Origin of the sequence: Hymenobacter nivis, assembly GCF_003149515.1 — a bacterium.
Classification (GTDB): domain Bacteria; phylum Bacteroidota; class Bacteroidia; order Cytophagales; family Hymenobacteraceae; genus Hymenobacter; species Hymenobacter nivis.
This window is the reverse complement of sequence record NZ_CP029145.1, coordinates 4,405,630-4,427,093: the sequence shown is the minus strand read 5'-3', so window position 1 is coordinate 4,427,093 and position 21,464 is coordinate 4,405,630. Positions and strand designations below refer to the sequence as shown.

Genomic DNA, 21,464 nt, shown 5'->3' with positions numbered 1-21,464 from the left:
GCCTGGGGCCCGGGAATTTCTGGCCCGGGGCCGTGGTTTGCCCCGCAGGACCCCACCGGCTGCGGGCCCCTCGCATTTCTTTTGCTTCTTGCCGCATGAAACTTACGGTTTTCTTCGCTTCTCTGCTCGTGCTGGGCGCTACCGCCCGGGCCCAGGCCCAAGACGATGGCCCGCGCCAGCTGGGGGCCCCGCCCAACGCGGCCCCCGCCCTGCGCCGCCCGGCCCCTGCCCCCGCAATGGCCCCCGCCGCCGATACCGCGGCCCGCCAGGTAGTGAGCCAACCCCTGCCCGCTGACCCCGCCCCCGCCGGCACGGCCCCGGCGCCGGGCCCCATTGCAGCCCCCGCTCCGGTGTACGCGCCCACGCCCGCCGGCCAGCTGCCGGGTGGCACCACGCGCCCCACCCGCTTCCAGGTGGGCCTGAAAAGCGGCATGGTGTACAACGTGTACAACGTGGAGCAGCACAGCCCCATTTTTGGGCACAGCTACCTGCTGCTCGACGGCCAGCGTAAGATTGACTTTGCCGATGTGGGCTTTTACGAAGATGAAAGCGGCCACTACGTACGCACGTCGCTGCCCGGCTCCTCGCGCGAAACCACGTTCCGGCGCGACCGCACCGGCCGCATCAGCCTGTACTCCACCCTCAGCAGCAACTACAGCCCCGGCTACGGCGGCTACGGTATGGGCGGCCTCGGCTACGGCGGTTACGGCATGGGCGGCTTTGGCGGCTACCCCGGCGGGGGCTACGGCTCGCCCTACGGCGGCTACCGCACCACCAAAACTGAGTATTTCAGCAAAGACAACGGCCCCATCCAGAACCTGAACTACCGCAACCTGGCCCTGGCCACCCGCGACAATGCCGGGGCCCAGGAAATGCTGGCCCAGGGCCGCCACTACCAAACGGCCATCACGGCGGCCTACGTGGTGGGCGGGGGCCTGCTGCTGGCCGGCGTGCTACAATCGCTGCGCGGCACCAACGGCCAGCAGAGCATCTCGCCACTGCTCTACGCGGGCATTCCCATCCTTATCGTACCCATCGTGCTGCAAGGCAAGCAAGCCAATTCGCAGCGCCAGGCCATTTCCCTCTACAACGGCACGCCGGGCCAGCGGTAGATTTTTTTGAACTTTTAGCAGTAAGCCGTTGCGTAGCTCCGGCGCAGCAACCCGCCGGCGGCATCGTCTACCTATTTCCAGTAAAAGCCCCCGCGGGGCGACCCAGCCGTTGGGTCGCCCCGCGGGGGCTTTGCCATTTTAATTCCTATCGGTGGTCTAAATCATGGTGAGCTATTAAAGCTAATTCGGAAGTGTGTGTTAAGTTACTGCCCGTAGGCGAGGCGTAAATTTGGCTATGGATTACCTGAGTTTGCGCGAGCGGCCCCGCCAGTTTCTGGCCCTAACCAGCTTGCGAGCGGCGGAGTTTGACGACTTGCTGACCGACTTTGCCCCGGCCTGGGAGCGCCACCACCGCTACCACACCCTGGAAGGAACCCAACGGGCGTTCCCCGCCCACTGCGAGCGGGCCAACGCCGTGCTGGCGGGCAGCGATATAAAGCTCTTTTTTCTGCTCACCTACCTCAAAAGCAACGCCTTGCAAGAGCACCAGGCCGCCAGCTTTGGCATTTCGCAAGCGCGCGTCAGCCACTTGGCTACCGCCCTGCTGGGCGTGCTCAACCAGGTGCTGGCCCGGCGCGGGCTGCTGCCCGTGCGCGACGGCGGCGAGTTGGCTCAGCGCCTGGCTAACCACCCGGAGCCGGTCTTTGCCTACGACGGGGTCGAGCGGGGCGTACCACGTAACACGGACCGGGAGGCCCAGGCGGAGGAGTACAGCGCCAAAAAAAAGCGCACCGCGTGAAAAACATGACCTTATGCGATTCCACGCAGTACGTGCATTTTCTCTCGGCTACGGAAAGCGGGCGAGCGCACGACAAAAAACTGGCCGACGAGTACGCGCTGCACCTACCGGCGGGCTGCGTGTTACGGCAGGATTTGGGCTTGCTGGGCCACGCCCCGACCGGGGTCGTGGTGGAGATGCCCCACAAGAAGCCGCCGAAGCGGGAGTTGACGTTTGCCCAAAAGCTGTATAACCAGTTGCTGAGTCCGTTGCGCGTCGTTATCGAACACGCGCACAGCGGTATCAAGCGCCTGCACATGGTGCAGGGCACTATCCGCTTGCGCGGCGAATGGGTGCGCGATACGGTCATGGTCGTGGCCTGTGGGCTGCACAACCTGCGCGTGCGCAGCCCGCACCGCGCCTATCGCGCACCTGTCCACGCGAAACTCGCTAACTACGCCGAATAAGCTTTATTATATTTATGTATAATTTCAACTATTCTAACGTGTGCCAAGTGTGCAAGCCAACGGCTCTAAAAAAACGGGTCGAGTCGCGGCAAAGCCAAGTATCACTGCTACGACTGCGGCCATCAGGCGGTTTTTGCCCCCGCCGCGCCGCAGCGGGCCGCTCAGTACAAGCAGGGGCTCAAGTTGCTAGTCGAGCGCAACTCGCAACGCAGCGTGGTGCGGGTCACGGGTGTTGCCCGCATGACGATTGCGCGGTGGATAAAAAAAAGTCATAATGAAGGCAGTTGATTCGGAATTAGTTGAGCCGGAAGAAGCGGTATTGGAACTGGATGAAATATGGACCTTTGTCGGCAAGCGCAAAGTATGGCGGTGGTTGGCAGTCGAACGGGCCTCCCGGCGCATCGTGGCCGGGGTATTGGGCTGCCGGGGAGCGGCCACAGGGCGGCGGCTCTTTCAAGCCTTGCCCGCCCGTTAGCAAACCAATACGACGTACTACACGGATGCCTGGGAAGCCTATGCCACGGTGTTGCCCACCCACGCGCACCAGCCCAGCGCCAAAGGCAGCGGGCGAACCAGTACCGTGGAGGCCCTCAACTGGTCCCTCCGCCACCGCTGCGGGGTCTTGGTTCGCAAATCCTGTTCGTTCAGTAAATCATTGATCATGCACCATGCAAGAATCAAAATATGTATCGATAACCATAATAAATAAATCACCACGGTTTAGACCACCGCCAAATTCCTGGTGGTGGTCTATTGAAGAGTGAGGTTATAATTATCAATTACAATCTTAATTCGTGCCGTGTGCATGCGTAAACTTTTGCTGAACGAGCAGGATTTGCGGACCAATACGCCGCAGCGCTGGCGCAAGGAGCAATTGATGGCCTCGACCACGTTGGTCTGCCACTACCTTTCGGGTGGGGCCGGTGGTGGGGCGCGGGCAGGACCTTGGCGTAGGCCTCCCACTGGTCGGTGTGGTAGCGGCAGTGGCGCTGGTAGCGGGGCGGCAGCGCGGCCCACAACCGCCGGGCCGTGGCGGCCCCCCGACAGCCCAGTACCCAGGCCACGATGCGGCGCGAGGCCCGTTCGACGGCCAGCCACAGCCAAACTTTGCGTTTGCGCCGGCCGACGAAGGTCCACATTTCGTCAAGTTCCAGGACTTCCGGCTTCCGGCGTTGGGCCTTTTTCGTCCGGCGACGCGGCAGCCGGGGCGCGGCCAGCGCCGCTTTTTTTTATTAGCCTGGCGATGGTCATCCGCGCCACGCCGGTGGCGCGCACGATGCTGCGCTGGGAATTCCGTTCGGTGAGCAAGGCTTCGACCTGGGCGTACTGCGCCGCTTTGGCGAGCGCCGCCGGCACAAACCGCGCTTGGTACCCGCACGCTTTGCACTGGTATTTGGGCTGGCCGCCCTGCGTGCCGTTGCGGCGGATGTGTTCGCTGCCGCAGCGGGCACACAAATGTTGCGTATAAACCATGCCCTAATTTACTGCTTCACTCTCCAATAGACCACCGCCAACAACTCAAGCCTTGGGGTCACCCGTAACACTAGCAATTCTTCCACCCTCATTTCTTCCTTCCCATAGCTGAGCAAGTTGCCGTTACCCAAGATATTAAGCACCCATGCACAAGTAATCGTGTGGGGCGAAGGCGCTAATTTTGGCGTATGCTACTCGCTTCACTTCCGCTCGCAGCTCCTGAAATCACCACCCTGGAGGCCGCTGCTGCTCAGGGCCCGCACCCGCGAATGCGGCGGCGTGCCCAAGTTATTTTGGGACACCACCGCGGGGCGACCGTTCAGCAATTGGCCACTTTGTTTGCCGTGGGCTATAATACGGTCGGTATCTGGCTGCGCCGCTGGCAGGAGCTGGGCTTGGCCGGGCTGGCCGAGGGCCAGCGGTCGGGCCGCCCGCCGAAACTCCCACCAGCAGTAAAAAAAAGTAGCGACCTGGCTGGGTACGGCCACCCAGCAATTGCGCGCGTGGCTTCCTGACATCCGCCGAGGCTGGGGCCTCAAGCTCAGCCTGAGCACGCTGCGCCGGCTGGCGCGCCGCGCCGGCTACCGCTGGAAGCGCTGCCGCAGGAGTCTGAAAGCGCAACGCGACCCGGTCTTGTTTGCCGCCGCCCAGCAGCACCTGCACACGTTGCACCAAGCCGAAGCCCGCGGCGCGGTGGCCGTGGTCTACGTCGATGAGTGCCGCTTCTCGCGCCAAGCCCCCGTGCCCTATGCCTGGCAACGGCGTGGGCAGCCCCCGGTGGGCCTGCCCGCCGTACGGGGGCGCGGGGGGCATTCGGTCCTGGGCTTCTGGCAGGCCCACGCCCCGCACCAGCCCCTGGAGGCCTACGTGCGGGAAGGCAGCCTGACGGCCGACTTATTTGTGCTGGCCGTCAACGCATTCTGCCACAGTCTAAGCGGCCCTACCGTGCTCGTACTCGACAATGCCTCCATTCACAAAGCGCACGTGGTGCGCGCTTGTGAAGCCAAGTGGGCAGCGGCCGGCCTGACACTCTTTTTCTTGCCCGCCTACAGCCCCGAACTCAACCACATCGAACTGCTCTGGCACCGCTGCAAGCACTATTGGGTTCGCCCCCAGGATTACGCCACGGAGCAAACCTTGCTACAACGCCTCGAACACGTGCTGGCAAACGTCGGTAATCACTACACGATTACTTTTGCATGAGTGCTTAACAAGCTTCTGGACAAGATCAAAGAAGTAAAGTACACCACCCTCGACGCCCGCAGCCGGCTGCACGGCTGCATGGCTGCACGGCTGCACAGCCGGCCGATGTATACCTGTGAGTCGGACACCGACGAGGCGCTCTGGTTTTTCTCGGAGAAAAATGCCCAAAAAATCGCCGAGATTCGGCACAATGACCAGGTAGGCCTGGGGTATTCCGACCCCAACAAGGCAACTTGCGTGACCATTGCCAGCAGAGCCGGAATAATGGATGAACATCACAAAACCAAGTAGTTGTGGCGCGAATATTTCCGCGGCTTCTTCCCCAAAGACACCGAAGACCCCAACATTACCCTCATTAAGGTGACCATTGAAAACGGCGAGTATTGGGACACGCCGGGCAACGGGCTCGTGCGGGCGTTTGCCTACCCAAGGCCATCACGACCGGCGAAAAGCACCAGCCTATCCTCGAAGAGCAATCCAAGGTGCAGCCTAACTAGGGCCCCCAGCGTACTGCTGAATGTTCGGGCTCCGCGGCCACGCCTTTTTGATGGCGCCCGGCGTGGCTATTTACCGCGTTTGCGGCGGTAGTATTTGCGGTACCAAGAGGCGGTTTTTTTGAACAGGCTGGCCGTGTTTTCGTGCGGGAACACGTTGATGCGGAACACCTGGAACCGATCGTCCTCCAGGTGCAAGCCACCGGTGTCGGTGGCTACGCCGAAGGCGAAGCCGGCGGCGTGCACGGCCGCTTTCAGGTCGTCGTTGAGGTCGCCGTAGGGGTAGGCGAAGCTGACGACTTCGGTTTGCAGCACGGTTTCCAAGCTGGCTTTGCTACGCTGGATTTCGGCGGTAGCGGCGGGCAGCGGCAGCGCGGGCAGGCGCGGGTGCGACATGGTATGGGCCCCTATTTCCCAGCCGGCCGCTACAAAGGCGCGCTTCTGGGCCTCGTCCATGAGGTCGGCGCGGGGCTCAGTGGGGTCGGCAGCGAGGTCCCATTGGTTGTAGCGCACGCCGAAATCGCCGAGCAAATACAGCACGCCGCGGTAGCCGTACTGCTGCATAAGGGGCAGCAGGTTGGTATAGTTATCGAAGTAGCCGTCGTCGAAAGTGAGCACCAGCGGCCGCCGCGGAAACTCGGCCAGGGGCCGTTCGCCGCGGGCGAATTGCAGGTAATCGGCGAAGGTGATGAGCGTGAAACGGCGACTTTTGAAGAAGGCCAGGTGCTTGGCGAAGTTGTCTTTCGTGACGAACGTCTGGTGCTTGGTGGCCGGCGGCGCGTCGGGGATTTTGTGGTACATGAGCACCGGCAGGAAGTTGGGCACGGCCTTCTTCATGCGCGCCGACTGGTACACGGCCAGCACTTCGGCGGCTACCCGGGCCAGGTTGTAGTGCGCGCGCACCTGCACTTGCAGGGCCCCAGGCACAGCTTGCGGCCGCGCCAGAAATGCCCGGGCGTCGGCCAACAGGGCCCCAAAATCCACGTCCGACGGCGTGACGCGGGGCGCAATGTCGCCGAAGTTAGAGGCCGCGGCGGTGGCAAAATTGGCTTCCGTGACGAGGCCCGCGTAGCTGGCTTCGCCCAGGGCCAGCACGGCATGGCCAGCCCCCAGGGCCTCAATGGCCACCCGGCCCGCGCCGATGGTGAGCGTGGTGCGGGCCAGCCAGCCGGCCACATCGGTGGTGAAGCCCACCACTTCCACCCGCTCGCCAAACTGCGCTTGCAGCTGCGCCAGAGCCCCTTTACCGGCCGCGGGCAACTGCTCCAGCTCGCCGCCAATCAGGGCCAGGCGCAGCGCCGGAAACTCGGCTAGCAGCGGTGGGAACACCTGCTGCAACAGCGCCGCTGCCCGCTCGCCTTTGCCGCCGTTGAAGCGGCCGATGAAGGCGATACGTAGGCAATTATCAGTCGACAGTGAGTAGTTAACAGTCAACTGCTCATTGTCAACTAACAATTGATAATTATTAGTTGCTAACTGTTCACTGCCGAAGGCCACGCCGTTGGGCAGGGCCACAATTTTGACGGGGTCCATCTGCACTTCTTCGATTAAGTGCGTCCGCAAATTGGCACAAATGGCGATGACTTTATCACCGTAAATATCGAAGAGCGACGTGGAGGTGTGCAGGTGCTGGCGGCCGTGCACAGTGCTCACCAAGGGCACTTTGAGGCCCCGCAAGGCGGCGTAGCTCACCCAGCTGGCGGCCCGCGAGTGGGCGTGCACCACATCGATTTGCTCGGTGCGCACCAGCTGGCGGATGAGGCGGGCGTTGCGCAGCCGCTGCCCATAGCGGCGGTTGCTGACGGCCGTTTTCACCTGGGGGGCCCCGGTGGGCAGCTGGTCGGAGTCGGACACCAGCCACACGGCGTGGCCCTGGGCCCGGTGGGCTTCGGCCAGGGCCACGGCGTAGGCCGCCGAGCCGGCGAAGAACTCGGCGGAGAGAACGTGGAGGATGCGCATCGGGCGCAAAGGTCGGGGGCCGGCGCGCAACGGTCGGGGGCCGGCGCGCAACGACTGAACCTGGTCCGGGCTGCCGGCTTTTCGCCGGCTGCCCGGTAATCGCTGCATCGTTGGCGAATTGTTGCCCAGGCCGTTCTGGGGCCCCTGCTTGCTGTGCAAACTGGCGCAACGATTACCGGGCAGCCGGCGAAAAGCCGGCAGCCCGGGCCGGGCCACTTCCCAGGCCCTACGCCTGGCTCCGGCCGATTACGTTATCGAGGTATTTCTGGGCGCTCCCGGTGTTCAGGAGCAGAATTTGCTCGTGGGGCTGGAGCCAGCCGCTGGCCAGGAGGCGGCGGGCAGCCATCCAGACGGCGCCGCCTTCGGGGGCCACAAACAGGCCCTCCTGCTGGCCCAGCTCGCGCATGCCGGCCAGCATATCTTCCTCGCTGATGGCTACCACCGTGCCGTTTGATTCGCGTAATACGCGCAGCATCAGGGCCTCGCCCAGGGGATGGGGCACGGCCAGGCCGTTGGCCAGCGTGGGGCGGCCCTGGTAGGCGTGGCAGTTGGCCTGGCGGCCTTCGTAGGTTTCGAGCAGGGGGCAGCAGTTTTCGGCCTGCACTGCCACCATGCGGGGCAGCTTGGCGTCGGGGGTGAGCCAGCCCAGGGCCTGCATTTCGCGGAAGGCCTTCCAGATACCGATGAGGCCGGTGCCGCCACCGGCGGGGTACAGCAGCACATCGGGCAGCTGCCAGTTCAACTGCTCAGCGATTTCGTAGCCCATGGTTTTCTTGCCTTCGAGGCGATAGGGCTCCTTGAGGGTCGACACGTCGAGCAGGGCCCCGTTGGCGTTGCGCTGGCGCACCCGGGCCCCGCAGTCGCTGATGAGGCCGTCCACGAGCTCCACGTCGGCCCCATACCAGTAGCACTCTTCCTTGAAAGCGTCGGGGGTGTGGCGCGGCATAACCACGGTAGCTGGCAGGCCGGCGCGGGCGCAGTAGGCGGCCAGGGCCACCCCAGCATTACCAGCCGTGGGGATGATGCAGCCGGCCACGCCCAGCTCCAGGGCCTTCGACACGGCCATGCTCAGCCCGCGGGCCTTGAACGAGCCGGTGGGGTTCTGACCTTCGTCCTTGAGCAGCAGCGAGTTTAGGCCGTAGCCGCCGCCCAGGCGCGGGAGTGGTATGATGGGCGTGAAGCCCTCGCCCAGCGTTACCTTGTAGCGCTCGTCGAGCAGCGGCAACAGGGCCCCGTAGCGCCACATCGAGCTGTCGGCGGCGTTGATGACGGCGGCTGGGGGCAGGTACTCCGATGTGTCGTAGTCGGCCACCAGCGGGGCAGCGCAGCAGGCCGACACGCGTTGGAGCTCGAAGGCCGAATAGGGGGTGGCGCAGACCGAGCAGTGCAGGGCGCGCAGGTGGGAAATGGAGGAGGTGGCTACCAGCATAGTACCGGCAAAATTACTAGCGCCCGGGGGCCCAGCTATGCCGAAACGAGATGGAATTTTGGAATAGCCTATGCCCTATCGGCATAGTAGTGCTTGGTGAAGAGCAGAAAATCGCGGTACGGCTCGTTGTTTTCCGTCCCTTTACGCTGAATAAAATTGAAGTGCCGCCGCATGGGCATATCCTTGATTTTCACCTCCACCAGCTCGCCCGAAGCCAGCTCTTTCACCACCGCCTGCCGAGGCAAAAAAGCCAGGCTGCTGTCGACGCGCACGAAGTTTTTGAGAGCCTCGGTACCGCCCAGGCGCACGCGCACCGGCAGGGCCGCCAGCTTGAGGCCCCGGTGGCGCAGGGCTTCCTCCAGCACGGCCAGCGTGCCCGAGCCGTCTTCGCGCAGCGCCAGCGGGATGCTGAGCAGGTCGCGCGCTTCGAGGGTGCGGGCGCCGAGCGGGTTGCCGGCCGCGCACACCGCCACCACGTCGTCGGCCAGCAGCGGCGTGTAGGTGACGTGGCTGACTTTGTGGATGCCTTCGACGATGCCCAGCTCGATTTCGTGGGCCAGCAGGGCCCGCAGGATGTTGTCGGAGTTGCGGTTTTTGAGGCTGAGCTGGCGGTTGGGGTGGCGCTGCAAATAGGCCGACACCACGGGCGGCAGCACGTAGAGCGAAATGGTGGTGCTGGCCCCAATGACCAGGTGCAGCGCCGGCGCGAAGTCCGGGCTCAGGGCACTCATTTCCTGGTGCAGCTCGTATTGCAGCTGCTTGGCTTGCAGCAGCTTCTGGTAGAGGCGTTGCCCGGCCGGCGTGAGCAGAATACTGCTGCCCAGCCGCTCAAACAAGCCAGTCCGGTAGTGCTCTTCCAGGGCCTTCACCTGCTTGCTGACGGCCGACTGGCTGACGAACAGCGCCTGCCCAGCCTTGGTGAAACTGAGCTGCTTGGCAACTTCGAGGAAGACTTCGTGGGCCTGGGAAAGCATGGCGGCGAAGGTACTTAAACGGCACGGGCAGCCGGCGGAAAAGCCGGCAGCCTGTCCCCCAAACTCCGAAGTATAGCAGATTTTAGGTATTACCTTCCGCCCGGTTTTATCCTCTCCTTCCCATGCTGGCCCGCTTCCGTTTTCTACCGCTGTCGTTACTGTTGGCTACTTTTTCCTGCTCCAAAAAAACCGCCCAGGAGCAGGCCATCGCGCAGGCTCAGACCGATGGCGACGAGGTGGACCCGCATTCGAACGTGGTGTTCACCTTCGACGAGAAAGTGGTGGACGAGGCCCAGCAAAACCGCTGGGATACCACGCAATACGTAAAATTTACGCCCGCCGTGCGGGGTAAATTCAAGTGGACCGGCGACCGGGAGCTGACGTTTTCGCCCCTGGAGCCGTTCCGGCCCAGCACCGTGTTTTCGGCCGACCTGCGGCCCGGGGCCCTGCCCAGCGGCAAGCAGAAACTGGCCATCAACCGCAGCCGCTTTCACACGCCGTACCTGCGCATGGGCGACCCGCAGGTGTTCTTTGGCCGCTCGGCCAAGGCCACGGGTACGGCCGAGCTACGGGCCAACCTGGTATTCAACTACCCCGTGCGGCCCGCCGACGTGCGCAGCCGCCTCAAAGTTAGCCAGGACGGCAAGCCGCTGGCTGTGAACCTTATCAGCGCCGAGCCCGACCAGACGCTGGGCCTGAGCTTCGCGCAGGATGTGCACCCCGGGGCCCCCATCACCTTCGAAATTGCGCCCGGCCTGCGCCCCGCCGCCGGCACCAAGGCCACCACTGCGCCGCTCGTGGCCCAGGCCGAGGTGCCCGACCAGAGCACCCTGGAGGTGCGCGAGCTGACCGGGGCCCTGCTCGACGGCCAGCCCGTGGTAACCGTGAACCTGAGCCAGCCCATTGCGGTGGCCGACGTGCAAAAGGCCCTCACCGTGACGCCCGCGGTGGCGTTTTCAGTGGAGGCGCAGGAGAGCGGTTTTGCGCTGCGCGGCGGCTTTGAGGTGGGCAAAAGCTACCAGATTGGGCTGGCCGCCGGCGCCCACGGGCTGCTGGGCGGCACCCTGCGCGATGCGTTTCAGCAGGCCGTTTCGTTTGGCGATGAGGACCCGAGCATCACGTTTGCCAGCGGCGACAAGGCCCTGTATCTCGGCGCACTGGGGCCCCGTAACCTGGGGCTACGCATCAACCAGGTGGGCAAGGTGAAGGTGACCATCGCCAAGGTGTACGCCAATAATATCCAGCAGCTGCTGCGCCAGGAGCAGCAGTACGGCTACCCCCAATACGAGGAAGCCCAGCGCGAATCGAGCACCGACGAAAACGGCGACTACATCGACCGCAGCTACCGCTACTACGACCTCGAAACGCTGGGCAGCGTCATTTCCGAGCGCATGGTTTCGGTGGACGGACTGCCCAAGGAGGCCGGCCTGCGCCTGCTGAACCTGGACCTGAAGGAGCTGGAATTCCAGGGGCCCCTGAAGGGGCTGTACGTGGTGAAAGTGGAAGACACCGAGCACCAGTACCTGCAAGTGAGCAAGTTGGTGGCCGTGACCGATGTGGGCCTTATTGTGCGGCAGGGGGCAACCGGCGGCACGCTGGTATTCGCCAACTCCATCCGCACGGCCCAGCCCATCGGCGGCGTCACGGTGAATTTGGTGAGCACGAACAACCAAGTGCTGGGCTCGGCCACGACCGACCAGGCGGGCGTGGCGCAGTTCGATTCGGCGGCCTCGATGAAGCGCTTTACGCTGGGGATGGTGACGGCGACGAAGGACGCGGACTTCACGTTCCTGGACCTGACGCGGAGCAAGGTCGAAACCTCACGCTTTGAAGTGGGCGGCTTGCAGAGCAATGCGGCCCGCTACCAGGCCTTTTTGTACGGCGACCGGGACCTGTACCGCCCCGGCGACACCGTGCGCACCAACACTGTAGTGCGTACCGACGCCTGGAAAACGCCGCCCGCCAGCCTGCCCATGAAAATCCGCCTGCTGCTACCCACCGGCAAGGAATACAGCAGCTTGCAGCAAAAGCTGAACGGCACGGGCGCGTTTGAGAGCCAGTTCATTTTGCCGCCGTCCATCATGACCGGCCTGTACACGCTGGAAGTGCTGACCGGCAACGACCTGCTGCTCAGCTCCAAGAAAATCAGCGTGGAGGAGTTTATTCCTGACCGCCTGAAGGTGACCGTGACGGCCGCGCCCGCCGTGCTGCGCCCCGGCCAAACCGTGACGGCCAGCCTCGCGGCCGTGAACCTGTTTGGGCCCCCAGCCACCGACCGCAAGTACGAAGTCGAGTTTTCGCTGAAGCAGAAGGCCTTCAACCCCAAAGGCTACGCCAGTTACAGCTTCGCCATCAACAACGGGCTACGCCGCAAAACTACCGACCGCGACAACGAGCAAGCCGAAACCGCCCTGGGCACGCGCTTCGAAAAAGCCCTGCGCGAGGGCCGTACCGATGCCGCCGGCCGCGGTACGGCCACCTACGCCGTACCACAGTTTGCCGATTTGGGCACGCTGGAGGGCGCGGCTTTTGCCACAGTATTTGACGAGACGGGGCGGCCGGTGAACCGCCTGGCCACCTTCGAGGTGCAAACCCAGGCCACGATGTTTGGCCTGCAAAACCTGCCCGATTTGGTGAACACGCGCCAGGCGGTGCCGCTGCGGGTGCTGGCCCTCACGCCGGCCGGGGCCCCCACCCGGGCCGCCGCGCAGGTGCGCGTGGTGCGCCTGCTCTGGGAAACCGTGCTGGAGCGCCAGGGCGGCCGCTTCGTGTATAACTCGCAGCAGCGCGAGCAAACCGCGCTCACCCAAAGCCTGACGGTGGGCCCCGGCACGGCCCTGAACTTCACCCCCATCTACTCGGGCGAGTACGAGGTGCGCGTGAGCCGGCCGGGGGCTCTGCCCTACGTGATGCAGCGCTTTTATGCCTACGGCTACGGCGATACGCAGGCCAACTCCTTCGAGGTCAACAATGAAGGCGAGGTGACCATTGAGCCCGACAAGGCCACGTACGCCCCTGGCGAAACGGCCAACCTGCTGCTGAAAACGCCCTTCGCCGGCCGCATCCTCGTCACGGTGGAGCGCGACCACGTGCTCAAACACTTCTACGTGAACACCGACCAGAAATCAGCCCGCGTGAGAATCCCCATCACCGCCGACCACGTGCCCAATGTGTACGTGACGGCCACCGCCATCCGCGCCATCACCGACCACGGCCTGCCCCTGACGGTGGCGCGCGGCTTCGTGCCGCTGCGCGTGGAGCGGCCCGCTGCCCGCCTGGCGGTGGCCCTGGCCGCGCCCGCCGCCAGCCGCTCCCAAACCTTCCAGACCATCGAAGTGAGCACCGCGCCGGGGGCCCAGGTCACGCTGGCCGTGGTGGACGAGGGCATTTTGCAGCGCAAAGGCTACCTCACGCCCGACCCTTACGGCTACTTCTACCAGAAGCGCGCCCTCGAAGTATCGGCCTACGACGTGTACCCCTTCCTGCTGCCCGAGCTGGGCAGCAGCAGCACGGGCGGCGACGCCGCCGACCTGCGCCGCCGCACCACGCCCGTGCCCAGCCGCCGCGTGAAACTGGTGGCCAACTGGAGCGGCATCCTCACCGCCGACGGCAGCGGCAAGGTGCGCTACCGGGTGCGCGTGCCGCAGTTCTCGGGGGCCCTGCGCATCATGGCCGTGGCCTACAAAGACGACGCTTTCGGCGCCGCCGAGCACACCATGAAGGTGGCCGACCCGGTGGTGATTTCCACCGCGCTGCCCCGCTTCCTCAGCCCCGGCGACACGGTTGACGTGCCGGTGACGCTGACGAATACGACGAGTAATCGGGTGTTTGTTAAGGTCACGAAACAGCTCACTGGCCCGCTCGTATCCGCCGAACCCATAGCCGAGTTAAACGGAGTAGATGGTGTCAGCGTGAAAGGCAGAAATGAGGAATGGACGGTGCCTCTACTTCCTAATCAAGAGAATAAAGTCACTTTCCACATTGGCGCAAGGCAAACCATTGGCAATGGAAGCGTTAAAATAGTTGCTGCCGGCTTAAAAGGAACGACTGAAACCTTCACCGAAACTATCGAAATCCCCGTGCGCCCTGCCGCGCCGCTCGAAAAGCGCACCGGCAGCGGCGTGGTGGCCGGCGGCACTACGGGGGCCTTCAACCTGACGACTGATTTCCTGCCCGCTTCGCTGCAGAGCCAAGTAGTCATCAGCCGCTCGCCGCTGACGGAGTTTAGCAAGGACCTGCGCTACCTGCTGCAATACCCCTACGGCTGCCTGGAGCAAACCGTGTCGGCCGCGTTCCCGCAGCTGTACTACGGCGATTTGGCGGCCACTTTGCAGCAGCAAACCGGGGCCGCCGCCAAGGCCCAGCGCTATAACCCCAACGCCAACGTGCAGGCCGCCATCCGTAAAATCGAGTCGATGCAGCTCTACAACGGCAGCCTGAGCTACTGGCCGGGCGGCGACTACGACAACTGGTGGGCCACGGCCTACGCCGCCCACTTCCTGCTCGAAGCCCAGCAGGCCAACTTCGCAGTGAATAAATCGGTGCTCGACAAGGTGCTGAGCTATCTGCAATTCCGCCTCAAAAAGCGCGAAACCGAGGAGTACCGCTTCTTCGACGCGAGCAACATTGCCCGCCAGAAAATCATCGCCAAGAAGGAAATTGCCTACTCGCTGTACGTGCTGGCCCTGGCCGGCCGGCAAGACGCCGTGGCCATGAACTACTACCGCGCCAACCGCCCGCTGCTGGCCGAAGACTCGAAGTTTCTGCTGGCCTGCACCCAGGGCGTGCTCGGCAACCAGCGCCAGTTCCGAGAGCTGCTGCCCACCAAGTTCGGGGGCGAAACCGCCGCCGGCCGGGCCCTGGACGGCTCGTTCTACTCGCCCATCCGCGACGAGGCCCTGGTGCTGAACGCCCTGCTCGCCACCGACCCCCACAACCCGCAGGTGACCACCCTGGCCCGCCAGCTCAGCCGCCAGGTGAAGCAGGCCGGCTGGCTCAGCACCCAGGAAAGCGCCTTTGCCCTGCTAGCCCTGGGCAAAATTGCCCGCCAGAACGCCCGCAGCACCGCCACCGGGGCCCTGGCCGCCGGCGGCCAGACGCTGAGCACCTTCACGGGCCCCGACCTCACGGTGCGCAACGTGGCCAACCGGGCCCTCACGCTGCGCGCCGCCGGCCAGGGCAACCTGTTCTATTTCTGGGAGCTGGCCGGCATCAGCCCCAGCACGCCCGTCCGCGAGGAGGATTCCTACCTCAAGGTGCGCCGCCAGTTCCTGAGCCGCGCCGGCCAGCCGCTGGGGGCCCCCACCTTCGCCCAGAACGATTTGGTGGTGGTCCGCATCACCATCCAGGCCGCCGACGCGGCCGGCGAGGTGAAGAACGTGGCCATCACCGACCTGCTGCCTGCGGGCCTGGAAATCGAAAACCCCCGCATCGGCGCCGTGCGCGAATTGGACTGGGCCAAGGACGCCGCCACCCCCGACTACCTCGACGTGCGCGACGACCGCCTGAACATCTTCACCACCGCCAGCGCTAAGCCCCGGGTGTTCTACTACCTGGCCCGCGCCGTCAGCAAAGGCACCTTCAAGCTGGGCCCCATCAGCGCCGACGCCATGTACAACGCTGAATACCACTCGTACAACGGGACCGGCGTGGTGCGCGTGAAGTAGCCGAACGGGCGGGCTGCTGGCTTTTCCGCCGGCTGCCCGCTAATCGTTGCAGCGGTTTGGGCCCCCAGGTGCTGGTTCAAAGATTCAGCGATTACCGGGCAGCCAGCGGAAAAGCTGGCAGCCCGGCCCGGCGAAAACTACCCCTAACTTGCGCCGCATGGCCGATTTTATCCTTTACCAAGCCTATGGCAACCCGGATGTGCTGAACGAAGCGCTGTTCAGCATCCTGTCGTATTTGCGGCAGCCGGTGGGGGCCCGGGTGGTAGTGTACACCGATAACCCGGCGCACTTCCGGCGGGTGCTGGGCGATTCGGCGGCGGTGGAATACGTGCCCATCGAGCCCACCCAGTGGCAGGCGTGGCGCGGGGAAATCGACTTCGTGCACCGCGTTAAGATTGAGGTGCTAATACACGCCGCCGCGCGCTATGCCGGCAACCTACTGTACGTGGACACCGACACCGTTTTTGTGCAGCCGCTGGCTGAGGTTTTTGGGGCCCTGGGCCGCGGCGAACGGTTTATGCACGTGGGCGAAGGGCGGCTGCGCGATGGCAACTCGCTGAACCGCAAGATCAACCAGGCCTTGCAGCAGGACGCCGGCCGCACGGTCCTGGCCGGGGGCCCCATCCCCCCCGATACCCAGATGTACAACGCCGGGGCCCTGGGCCTGCGCAGCACCGACGCGCCGCTGCTGGCCCAGGTGCTCACCCTCACCGAGCAGCTCCACCGCCTCTACCCCAAGCACGTGATGGAGCAGCTGGCCTTCAGCGTAGTACTGGCCCGGGCGGGCGTGGTGCGGGCGGCCGCGCCGTGGGTGTACCACTACTGGAACCTCAAGGAAATCCGGCCCGTGCTGGCAGAGCTTTTCGCGCCCGCGGGGCCCCGGCCGCTGGCCGCCTGGCAGGCCCGCGCCGGGGCCCTGGACGTGCCCGCGCTGGCCGAGGGCAAGGCTAAGTTTCGCCAAAACCCCGGCTGGCGGCGCGCCGTGCTCCGCTGGCTGAAGCGCGACTGGCGCATGCCGGCCGTTGCTTTCCCAGCCCTATGAAAACCGGGCAACTGCGCGGGTGGGCCAGCTGGGGCCCCTGGCTGCGCCGCGCCGGGCTGGCGCTGCTGGGGCTGGCCGTAGTCGCCGCGGGGCTCGACCGGCTGTGCCCGCTGCCGCCCGCACCGCAGTACTCGCCCCTGGTGACGGCGGCCGACGGTTCGGTGCTCCACGCTTTCCTGAACCCGACGCAGAAGTGGCGCATGAAAACCGAGCTGCGCGAGATTACGCCGGCCTTGCAGCGGGCCATTATCTACAAGGAAGACCGGTATTTCCAGTACCATTTCGGGGTAAACCCGGTGGCCGTGGTGCTGGCGGCGGGGCGCAACTTGTTTGGGCGCGGGCGCACCACGGGGGCCAGCACCATCACCATGCAGGTGGCCCGGCTGCTGGAGCCCAAGGCGCGCACCTTCGGCAACAAAACGCTCGAAATGCTGCGCGCCGTGCAGTTGGAGGCCCACTACAGCAAGGCCGAAATCTTGCAGCTCTACCTGAACCTGGTGCCCTACGGCAGCAATATTGAGGGCGTAAAATCGGCGGCGCTGCTCTACTTCCAGCAGCCACCCGACTACCTGTCGCTGGCCCAAACCGTGACGCTGGCCGTCATCCCCAACCAGCCGCGCCTGCTGGTGCTGGGCCGCAGCAACCCCCAGATTCTGGCCAAGCGCAACCACTGGCTGCGCCAGATGCAGCGCGACCACATCTTCCCGGCCCAGGACATTGCCGACGCTCTGGCCGAGCCGCTCGACGCCCAGCGCCACGGCCCCCCCGCGCTGGCCCCGCACCTGGCGCGGCGGCTGGTAGCGCAGTTTCCAGGCCAGGCCATCATTACCTCCACCCTGCGCCGGGGCCCCCAAGCCAAGGCCGAAGACCTGACCCGCAACTACGTGCGGCGCCTGCGCGAGCTGGGCATCACGCAGGCCGCCGTGCTGGTGGTGAACAACCGCACCCGCGCCGTGGAGGCCTACGTGGGCTCGTCAGACTTTAGCGACGCGGCCAGCCAGGGGCAGGTCGACGGCGTGCGGGCCGTGCGCTCACCGGGCAGCACGCTCAAGCCACTGCTCTACGGCCTGGCTTTCGACCGGGGCCTGGCCACGCCCAAAATGCAGCTGCCCGACGTGCCTACCAACTTCAACGGCTTCCGGCCCGAAAACTTCGACAAAAATTGCCAGGGCGAAGTGACCGTGGAGCGGGCCCTGGTGTGCTCGCTCAACATCCCAGCGGTGCGCCTGCTAGCCGATTTGGGCGTGCCCGCCTTCACCGATAAGCTGCGCCAGGCGGGCTTCCGCACCGTGGCCCGCGCCGCGCCGCGCCTGGGCCTGAGCACCGTACTGGGCGGCTGCGGCGCCACCCTAGAAGAGCTGACCGGGCTATATGCGGCCCTGGCGAATGGCGGGCAGTTTGGGTCACTGCGTTTTGAAATTAAAAATGAAGAATTAAAAATTAAAAATAGGGCATTGGGGAACGTGCGCAAACAAGGCCAAGCTGTGGGGCCAATTTCTAATTCTTCATTTTTAATTTTTAATTCCGCCCAACTCCTTTCCCCCGCGGCCGCATTCCTCGTCACCGACATCCTGGCCCAACGCACGCGGCCTGACCTGCCGCTGGGCTACGAAAACAGCCTACGCCTGCCCAAAATCGCCTGGAAAACCGGTACCAGCTACGGCCGCCGCGACGCCTGGAGCCTGGGCTACAACCGCGACTATACCATCGGGGTGTGGGTGGGCAACTTCAGCGGCCAGGGCAGCCCAGCCCTAACCGGGGCCGACGTGGCTACACCGCTGCTGTTCGACTTATTCAACGCCCTGGCCTACAACTCACCTAACCACTGGGCCGTGCCCCCGGCCACCCTCGATTTCCGGCTTGTCTGCGCCGAAAGCGGCTTGGTGCCGGGCGAGCATTGCCCCCACCAAATCCTCGATTATTATCTGCCGGGGCTGTCGTCGGCACGGCGTTGCGAGCACGTGAAAGAAGTGCTCGTATCGGCCGATGGGGCCCTGAGCTACTGCCGGGCCTGCGTGCCCCCTAGCGGCTACCGGCGGCAGCTGTTTGCCAACCCACTGCCCGAGGTATTAGCATTTCGGGCGGCGCAGGGGCTACCCGCGCCGCGCCTACCTCCCCACAACCCCGCCTGCCGCCTGGTGCGCGGCGCCGACGACGGCACGGCCGCGCCGCTGGCCATTACCTCGCCCCTGCCCCACACCGAGTACCTGCTCAACCGCGACGAGCAGCAGCAACTGCTGCTCAGTTGCGCCGCGGGGCCCGAAGTGCGCCAAGTGTTTTGGTACGTGAACGACCAGTTTCTACGCGCCGCTGGGGCGGCTGAGCGGGTATTTTTTCGCCCGCCTGCGGGGCCAGTGAAAGTATCGTGTGCCGACGACCACGGCCGCAACGTAGATGTGCAGCTGCTCGTGGCCGAGCAGTAGCGGCGGTTAGCGGGGCCCCGGCGCCATTAGTCAGCCCAACCCAAACCACGCCCGGCCGGGCCCCGTACCTTCGTCGGCTTGGCACGGTGCTTGTAAAACACCATGCCTAGGGCCCGGCACAGCCGGTTCTTACCATTGCCCATTTCATTCTTTTCAATATCTTATTTCTTTCCTCCCATGAAAAATACCAGCTGGTTATTCCTAATTCCGGTCCTGCTGTTCAGCATTTTATTTAGCTCGCAGGCCCAAGCCCAGCGCAACTGGAGCCCGCAGGGCAAAGGCGCCGCCATTGGCGGGGCCGCCGGCATCCTGGGCGGGGCCCTAATTAATAAGCGCAACCGCGTGGTAGGCGGCGCCATCGGCGGCGTGGCCGGCGCCGGCATAGGCTACGCCATCGGCAAGCATACCGACAACAAGCGTAAGCAAGCCGCCGCCCTGGCCAACGAGCGCGCCGCCGCCAACGAGCGCATCGCCGCGGCCGACGCTCGTGCCAACGCTGCCGAGCGCGCCGCCGCCGAACGCCGTAGCGTGGCCGTCGCCCCGGGCAGCCTGGGCCGCGTGGCCGGCGCTACTGCCGTGGCAGTTGGTACCACGGCTCTGGTTGCCAGCGCCGGCCCGGCTGGCGTCAGCCCCGCTTCGGGCTACCTGCCCAACCCCGACTATGGCAACGCGTTAACGGCCTACCCGACCTCGCCCATGCGCCGGAAAAGCTGGTAGGCTGCTGCCTGGTACTTCCTTGAAAACCCAGGCCTCGCCGGCCTGGGTTTTATTTGTTTTTTCTTCTCTACTTTTCTTTCACACCTTGTCTTTTTCTTTACGAATTATGAAAATTTATCTGTTTGCGCTGGGTACCGCTGCTTTATTAGCCTCGTGCGGCGGCAACAACGCCCCGGCCACCAACGGGGCCCCAAGCGCTACAACCACTACCACTACGACCAGCGGCAACGTGAGCGTGTCGGACCTCAACCAACAGTTCCTGAGCGCCTGGAACAACAAAGACGCCGCCAAAGCCGCCGCCTTTTTGGCCGACGATGCTCAGTTTTTGCAGGGCGCGACGCGCTTCAGCGGCAAGGATGAAATTACCAACAAGTGGATTACGCCCACCATCGGTACGGTAGCCAACCTGAAAACCAGCACCACCAGCAGCGGCACCGACACCAACATGGCCTACGAGGCCGGCACGTTTGCGGTAGATGTGCTACCCATCGCCACCGAAAAGCAAGGCGGCATCGGTGAAGGCAACTTCCTGCTACTCTGGAAGAAAGGCAGCGATGGCACCTGGAAGCTCAGCTACGCCCAACTCGAAGACCTGCCCGTGCAGGTGAAGAAATAACTGTCCTTCCCAGAACGCAAAGGGCCCCGGCAACTGAAGTTGCCGGGGCCCTTTGCGTTCTGGCGGTTGGGTCCTGAGGAACTCTTTGGGTTAGCGCCAGCACGATGTAGAGACGCATCTTTGCGTCTCCGGTTTGAACGGTTTTCGGATAAGTCGTTCAAACCGAAGACGCAAGGATGCGTTTCTACATCGTTCCAAGAGCCAAAAAATCAAGTCAAACAGTTTCTAGGCAGCTTCCAGGTACTCTTCGCCGTTCAGCACCGGGGCCATGTCTTTGGATTCTTCCTCGCTAAACAGCCGGGAGCGGATGAGGAAACGTACGCCGAGCGGAATCTCCAGCGAGAAGCTGGCCCCCCGGCCTTTCGTCACGTCGATAGTGAGCTGTGTGTGCTGCCAGTATTCGAACTGGCTGGTGCTCATAAAGAAGTCGCAGCCGTGGATTTGGCCCAGCCACACGTCGTTGCCCCCGATGCGGAATTCGCCCTTGGTGAAGCACATCGGCGAGGAGCCGTCGCAGCACCCGCCGCTTTGGTGGAACATCAGGGGCCCGTGCTCGTCGCGCAGGAGGTCGATGGTGGCTTCGGCGGCTTGGGTGGCGAGGACGCGGGGCGTGGGCATGTGAGGATTATTTAGAGGGTTTGACGTAATGCCACAGGCAAAAATCGGCCTTCGCGGGAATGCGGCGGTAGGTGTGCACGGTGCCGGTGCGCTGCTCCTGCACCGTTACGGTATCTGGCTCCGGCCGGCCCGACTGGATCGGCTGGCTCGGCCAAGCATAGGCCAGGTCGGCGTCCCAGTGGTAGCTGCGGTTGCCAGCGCTCGAAATACTTTTTTGTGCGGTGTTGGGCATTTTGTCCGAACCCGAAGAGGAATAGCGGTCGTAGCTGGCCGTTGACGTTCCATCCCGGCCACCCGGCAACGTGTCCAGCGGCGCGTTGTAGCGTCGGTACTCGGTTTTTTCGAGTTTCCAATCCGGGTTGCGGGTGCCGGGCACGGGCAGCGTTTGGGCCTGGGCCCCGCTGGCAAACCCGGTGGCGCCAAGCCCCAGCAGGGCCCAGGGCAGCCGATTTATTACGTTTCGGATGGCCGTCTGAGTAACTGGTTCAGCAATGACCGAATATACGGACGCCGGTGCCAATAGGTCGTTGTCAGCCAAGCCCTAAAGCGAAGA

Annotated in this window: 17 protein-coding genes and 2 pseudogenes; 12 read left to right on the top strand and 7 right to left on the bottom strand. The window is 64.2% G+C overall.

Annotated features, from left to right (window positions below):
* Positions 1–95 precede the first annotated feature (95 nt).
* The 4 genes and pseudogenes from DDQ68_RS23565 to DDQ68_RS24880 all read left to right on the top strand — a co-directional run bounded on the left by DDQ68_RS23565 (position 96) and on the right by DDQ68_RS24880 (position 3,006).
* A complete protein-coding gene (locus DDQ68_RS23565; RefSeq protein ID WP_211320181.1) occupies positions 96–1,112 on the top strand; it encodes a hypothetical protein in 1,017 nt (338 codons plus the stop codon).
* Between the two features lie 235 nt (positions 1,113–1,347).
* A complete protein-coding gene (locus tag DDQ68_RS19705) occupies positions 1,348–1,851 on the top strand; it encodes a transposase family protein (protein WP_109657830.1) in 504 nt (167 codons plus the stop codon).
* Between the two features lie 5 nt (positions 1,852–1,856).
* Positions 1,857–2,297, top strand: coding sequence for a transposase family protein (locus DDQ68_RS19700; RefSeq protein ID WP_109654769.1), 441 nt, complete (start codon positions 1,857–1,859; stop codon positions 2,295–2,297).
* Positions 2,298–2,571: 274 nt separating this feature from the next.
* Positions 2,572–3,006: pseudogene (locus tag DDQ68_RS24880) on the top strand (IS1 family transposase).
* A 70-nt stretch (positions 3,007–3,076) separates the two neighbouring features.
* On the opposite strand, the gene DDQ68_RS24875 reads toward DDQ68_RS24880, so the two are convergent.
* Both DDQ68_RS24875 and DDQ68_RS19680 read right to left on the bottom strand, forming a co-directional pair.
* Positions 3,077–3,436, bottom strand: a complete 360-nt coding sequence (locus tag DDQ68_RS24875; RefSeq protein WP_109657827.1) for an IS1 family transposase — start codon at positions 3,434–3,436, stop codon at positions 3,077–3,079.
* A 4-nt stretch (positions 3,437–3,440) separates the two neighbouring features.
* Complete coding sequence (locus DDQ68_RS19680) at positions 3,441–3,770, bottom strand: transposase-like zinc-binding domain-containing protein (protein WP_162550262.1); 330 nt, start codon at positions 3,768–3,770, stop codon at positions 3,441–3,443.
* Positions 3,771–3,958: 188 nt separating this feature from the next.
* Between DDQ68_RS19680 and DDQ68_RS24870 the strand changes: the two genes are divergently transcribed.
* From DDQ68_RS24870 to DDQ68_RS24045, 3 genes and pseudogenes are all read left to right on the top strand, one after another.
* Positions 3,959–4,285 (top strand): helix-turn-helix domain-containing protein, encoded by a 327-nt coding sequence (locus DDQ68_RS24870; protein WP_109652446.1) that lies wholly within the window; start codon positions 3,959–3,961, stop codon positions 4,283–4,285.
* Complete coding sequence (locus DDQ68_RS19670) at positions 4,266–4,973, top strand: IS630 family transposase (protein WP_162549719.1); 708 nt, start codon at positions 4,266–4,268, stop codon at positions 4,971–4,973. Before DDQ68_RS24870 ends, DDQ68_RS19670 begins: the two co-directional genes overlap by 20 nt.
* Positions 4,974–5,051: 78 nt before the next feature.
* Positions 5,052–5,561, top strand: a pseudogene (locus DDQ68_RS24045) (pyridoxamine 5'-phosphate oxidase family protein).
* On the opposite strand, the gene DDQ68_RS19655 reads toward DDQ68_RS24045, so the two are convergent.
* From DDQ68_RS19655 to DDQ68_RS19645, 3 genes are all read right to left on the bottom strand, one after another.
* On the bottom strand, positions 5,537–7,426 hold the full coding sequence (locus DDQ68_RS19655; RefSeq protein ID WP_162550261.1) for a polysaccharide deacetylase family protein: 1,890 nt from the start codon (positions 7,424–7,426) through the stop codon (positions 5,537–5,539). The pseudogene DDQ68_RS24045 and the gene DDQ68_RS19655 sit on opposite strands and share 25 nt — an antisense overlap.
* Before the next feature lie 226 nt (positions 7,427–7,652).
* Positions 7,653–8,855, bottom strand: a complete 1,203-nt coding sequence (locus tag DDQ68_RS19650; protein ID WP_109657822.1) for a threonine synthase — start codon at positions 8,853–8,855, stop codon at positions 7,653–7,655.
* 68 nt (positions 8,856–8,923) lie between these two features.
* Positions 8,924–9,829, bottom strand: a complete 906-nt coding sequence (locus DDQ68_RS19645) for a LysR family transcriptional regulator (protein WP_109657821.1) — start codon at positions 9,827–9,829, stop codon at positions 8,924–8,926.
* A gap of 122 nt (positions 9,830–9,951) precedes the next feature.
* On the opposite strand from DDQ68_RS19645, the gene DDQ68_RS19640 reads away from it, so the two are divergent.
* The 5 genes from DDQ68_RS19640 to DDQ68_RS19620 all read left to right on the top strand — a co-directional run bounded on the left by DDQ68_RS19640 (position 9,952) and on the right by DDQ68_RS19620 (position 20,293).
* The gene (locus tag DDQ68_RS19640) at positions 9,952–15,495 is read left to right on the top strand and encodes an alpha-2-macroglobulin (RefSeq protein ID WP_109657820.1); all 5,544 of its coding nucleotides are present in this window, start codon (positions 9,952–9,954) and stop codon (positions 15,493–15,495) included.
* Between the two features lie 157 nt (positions 15,496–15,652).
* Positions 15,653–16,537: a hypothetical protein gene (locus DDQ68_RS19635; protein WP_109657819.1), complete on the top strand. Its 885-nt coding sequence runs from the start codon at positions 15,653–15,655 to the stop codon at positions 16,535–16,537.
* Positions 16,534–18,960 carry a penicillin-binding protein 1C gene (gene pbpC, locus DDQ68_RS19630; protein WP_109657818.1) on the top strand — a complete coding sequence of 809 codons (2,427 nt, stop codon included), beginning with the start codon at positions 16,534–16,536 and terminating at the stop codon, positions 18,958–18,960. Before DDQ68_RS19635 ends, pbpC begins: the two co-directional genes overlap by 4 nt.
* A 177-nt stretch (positions 18,961–19,137) precedes the next feature.
* The gene (locus DDQ68_RS19625; protein ID WP_109657817.1) at positions 19,138–19,677 is read left to right on the top strand and encodes a YMGG-like glycine zipper-containing protein; all 540 of its coding nucleotides are present in this window, start codon (positions 19,138–19,140) and stop codon (positions 19,675–19,677) included.
* Positions 19,678–19,783: 106 nt separating this feature from the next.
* Complete coding sequence (locus DDQ68_RS19620) at positions 19,784–20,293, top strand: DUF4440 domain-containing protein (RefSeq protein ID WP_109657816.1); 510 nt, start codon at positions 19,784–19,786, stop codon at positions 20,291–20,293.
* A gap of 225 nt (positions 20,294–20,518) precedes the next feature.
* Here DDQ68_RS19620 and DDQ68_RS19615 read toward each other — a convergent pair whose 3' ends face one another.
* Complete coding sequence (locus tag DDQ68_RS19615) at positions 20,519–20,911, bottom strand: DUF779 domain-containing protein (RefSeq protein WP_109657815.1); 393 nt, start codon at positions 20,909–20,911, stop codon at positions 20,519–20,521.
* Positions 20,912–20,918: 7 nt separating this feature from the next.
* Complete coding sequence (locus DDQ68_RS19610; protein WP_109657814.1) at positions 20,919–21,449, bottom strand: hypothetical protein; 531 nt, start codon at positions 21,447–21,449, stop codon at positions 20,919–20,921.
* Between the last annotated feature and the right edge of the window lie 15 nt (positions 21,450–21,464).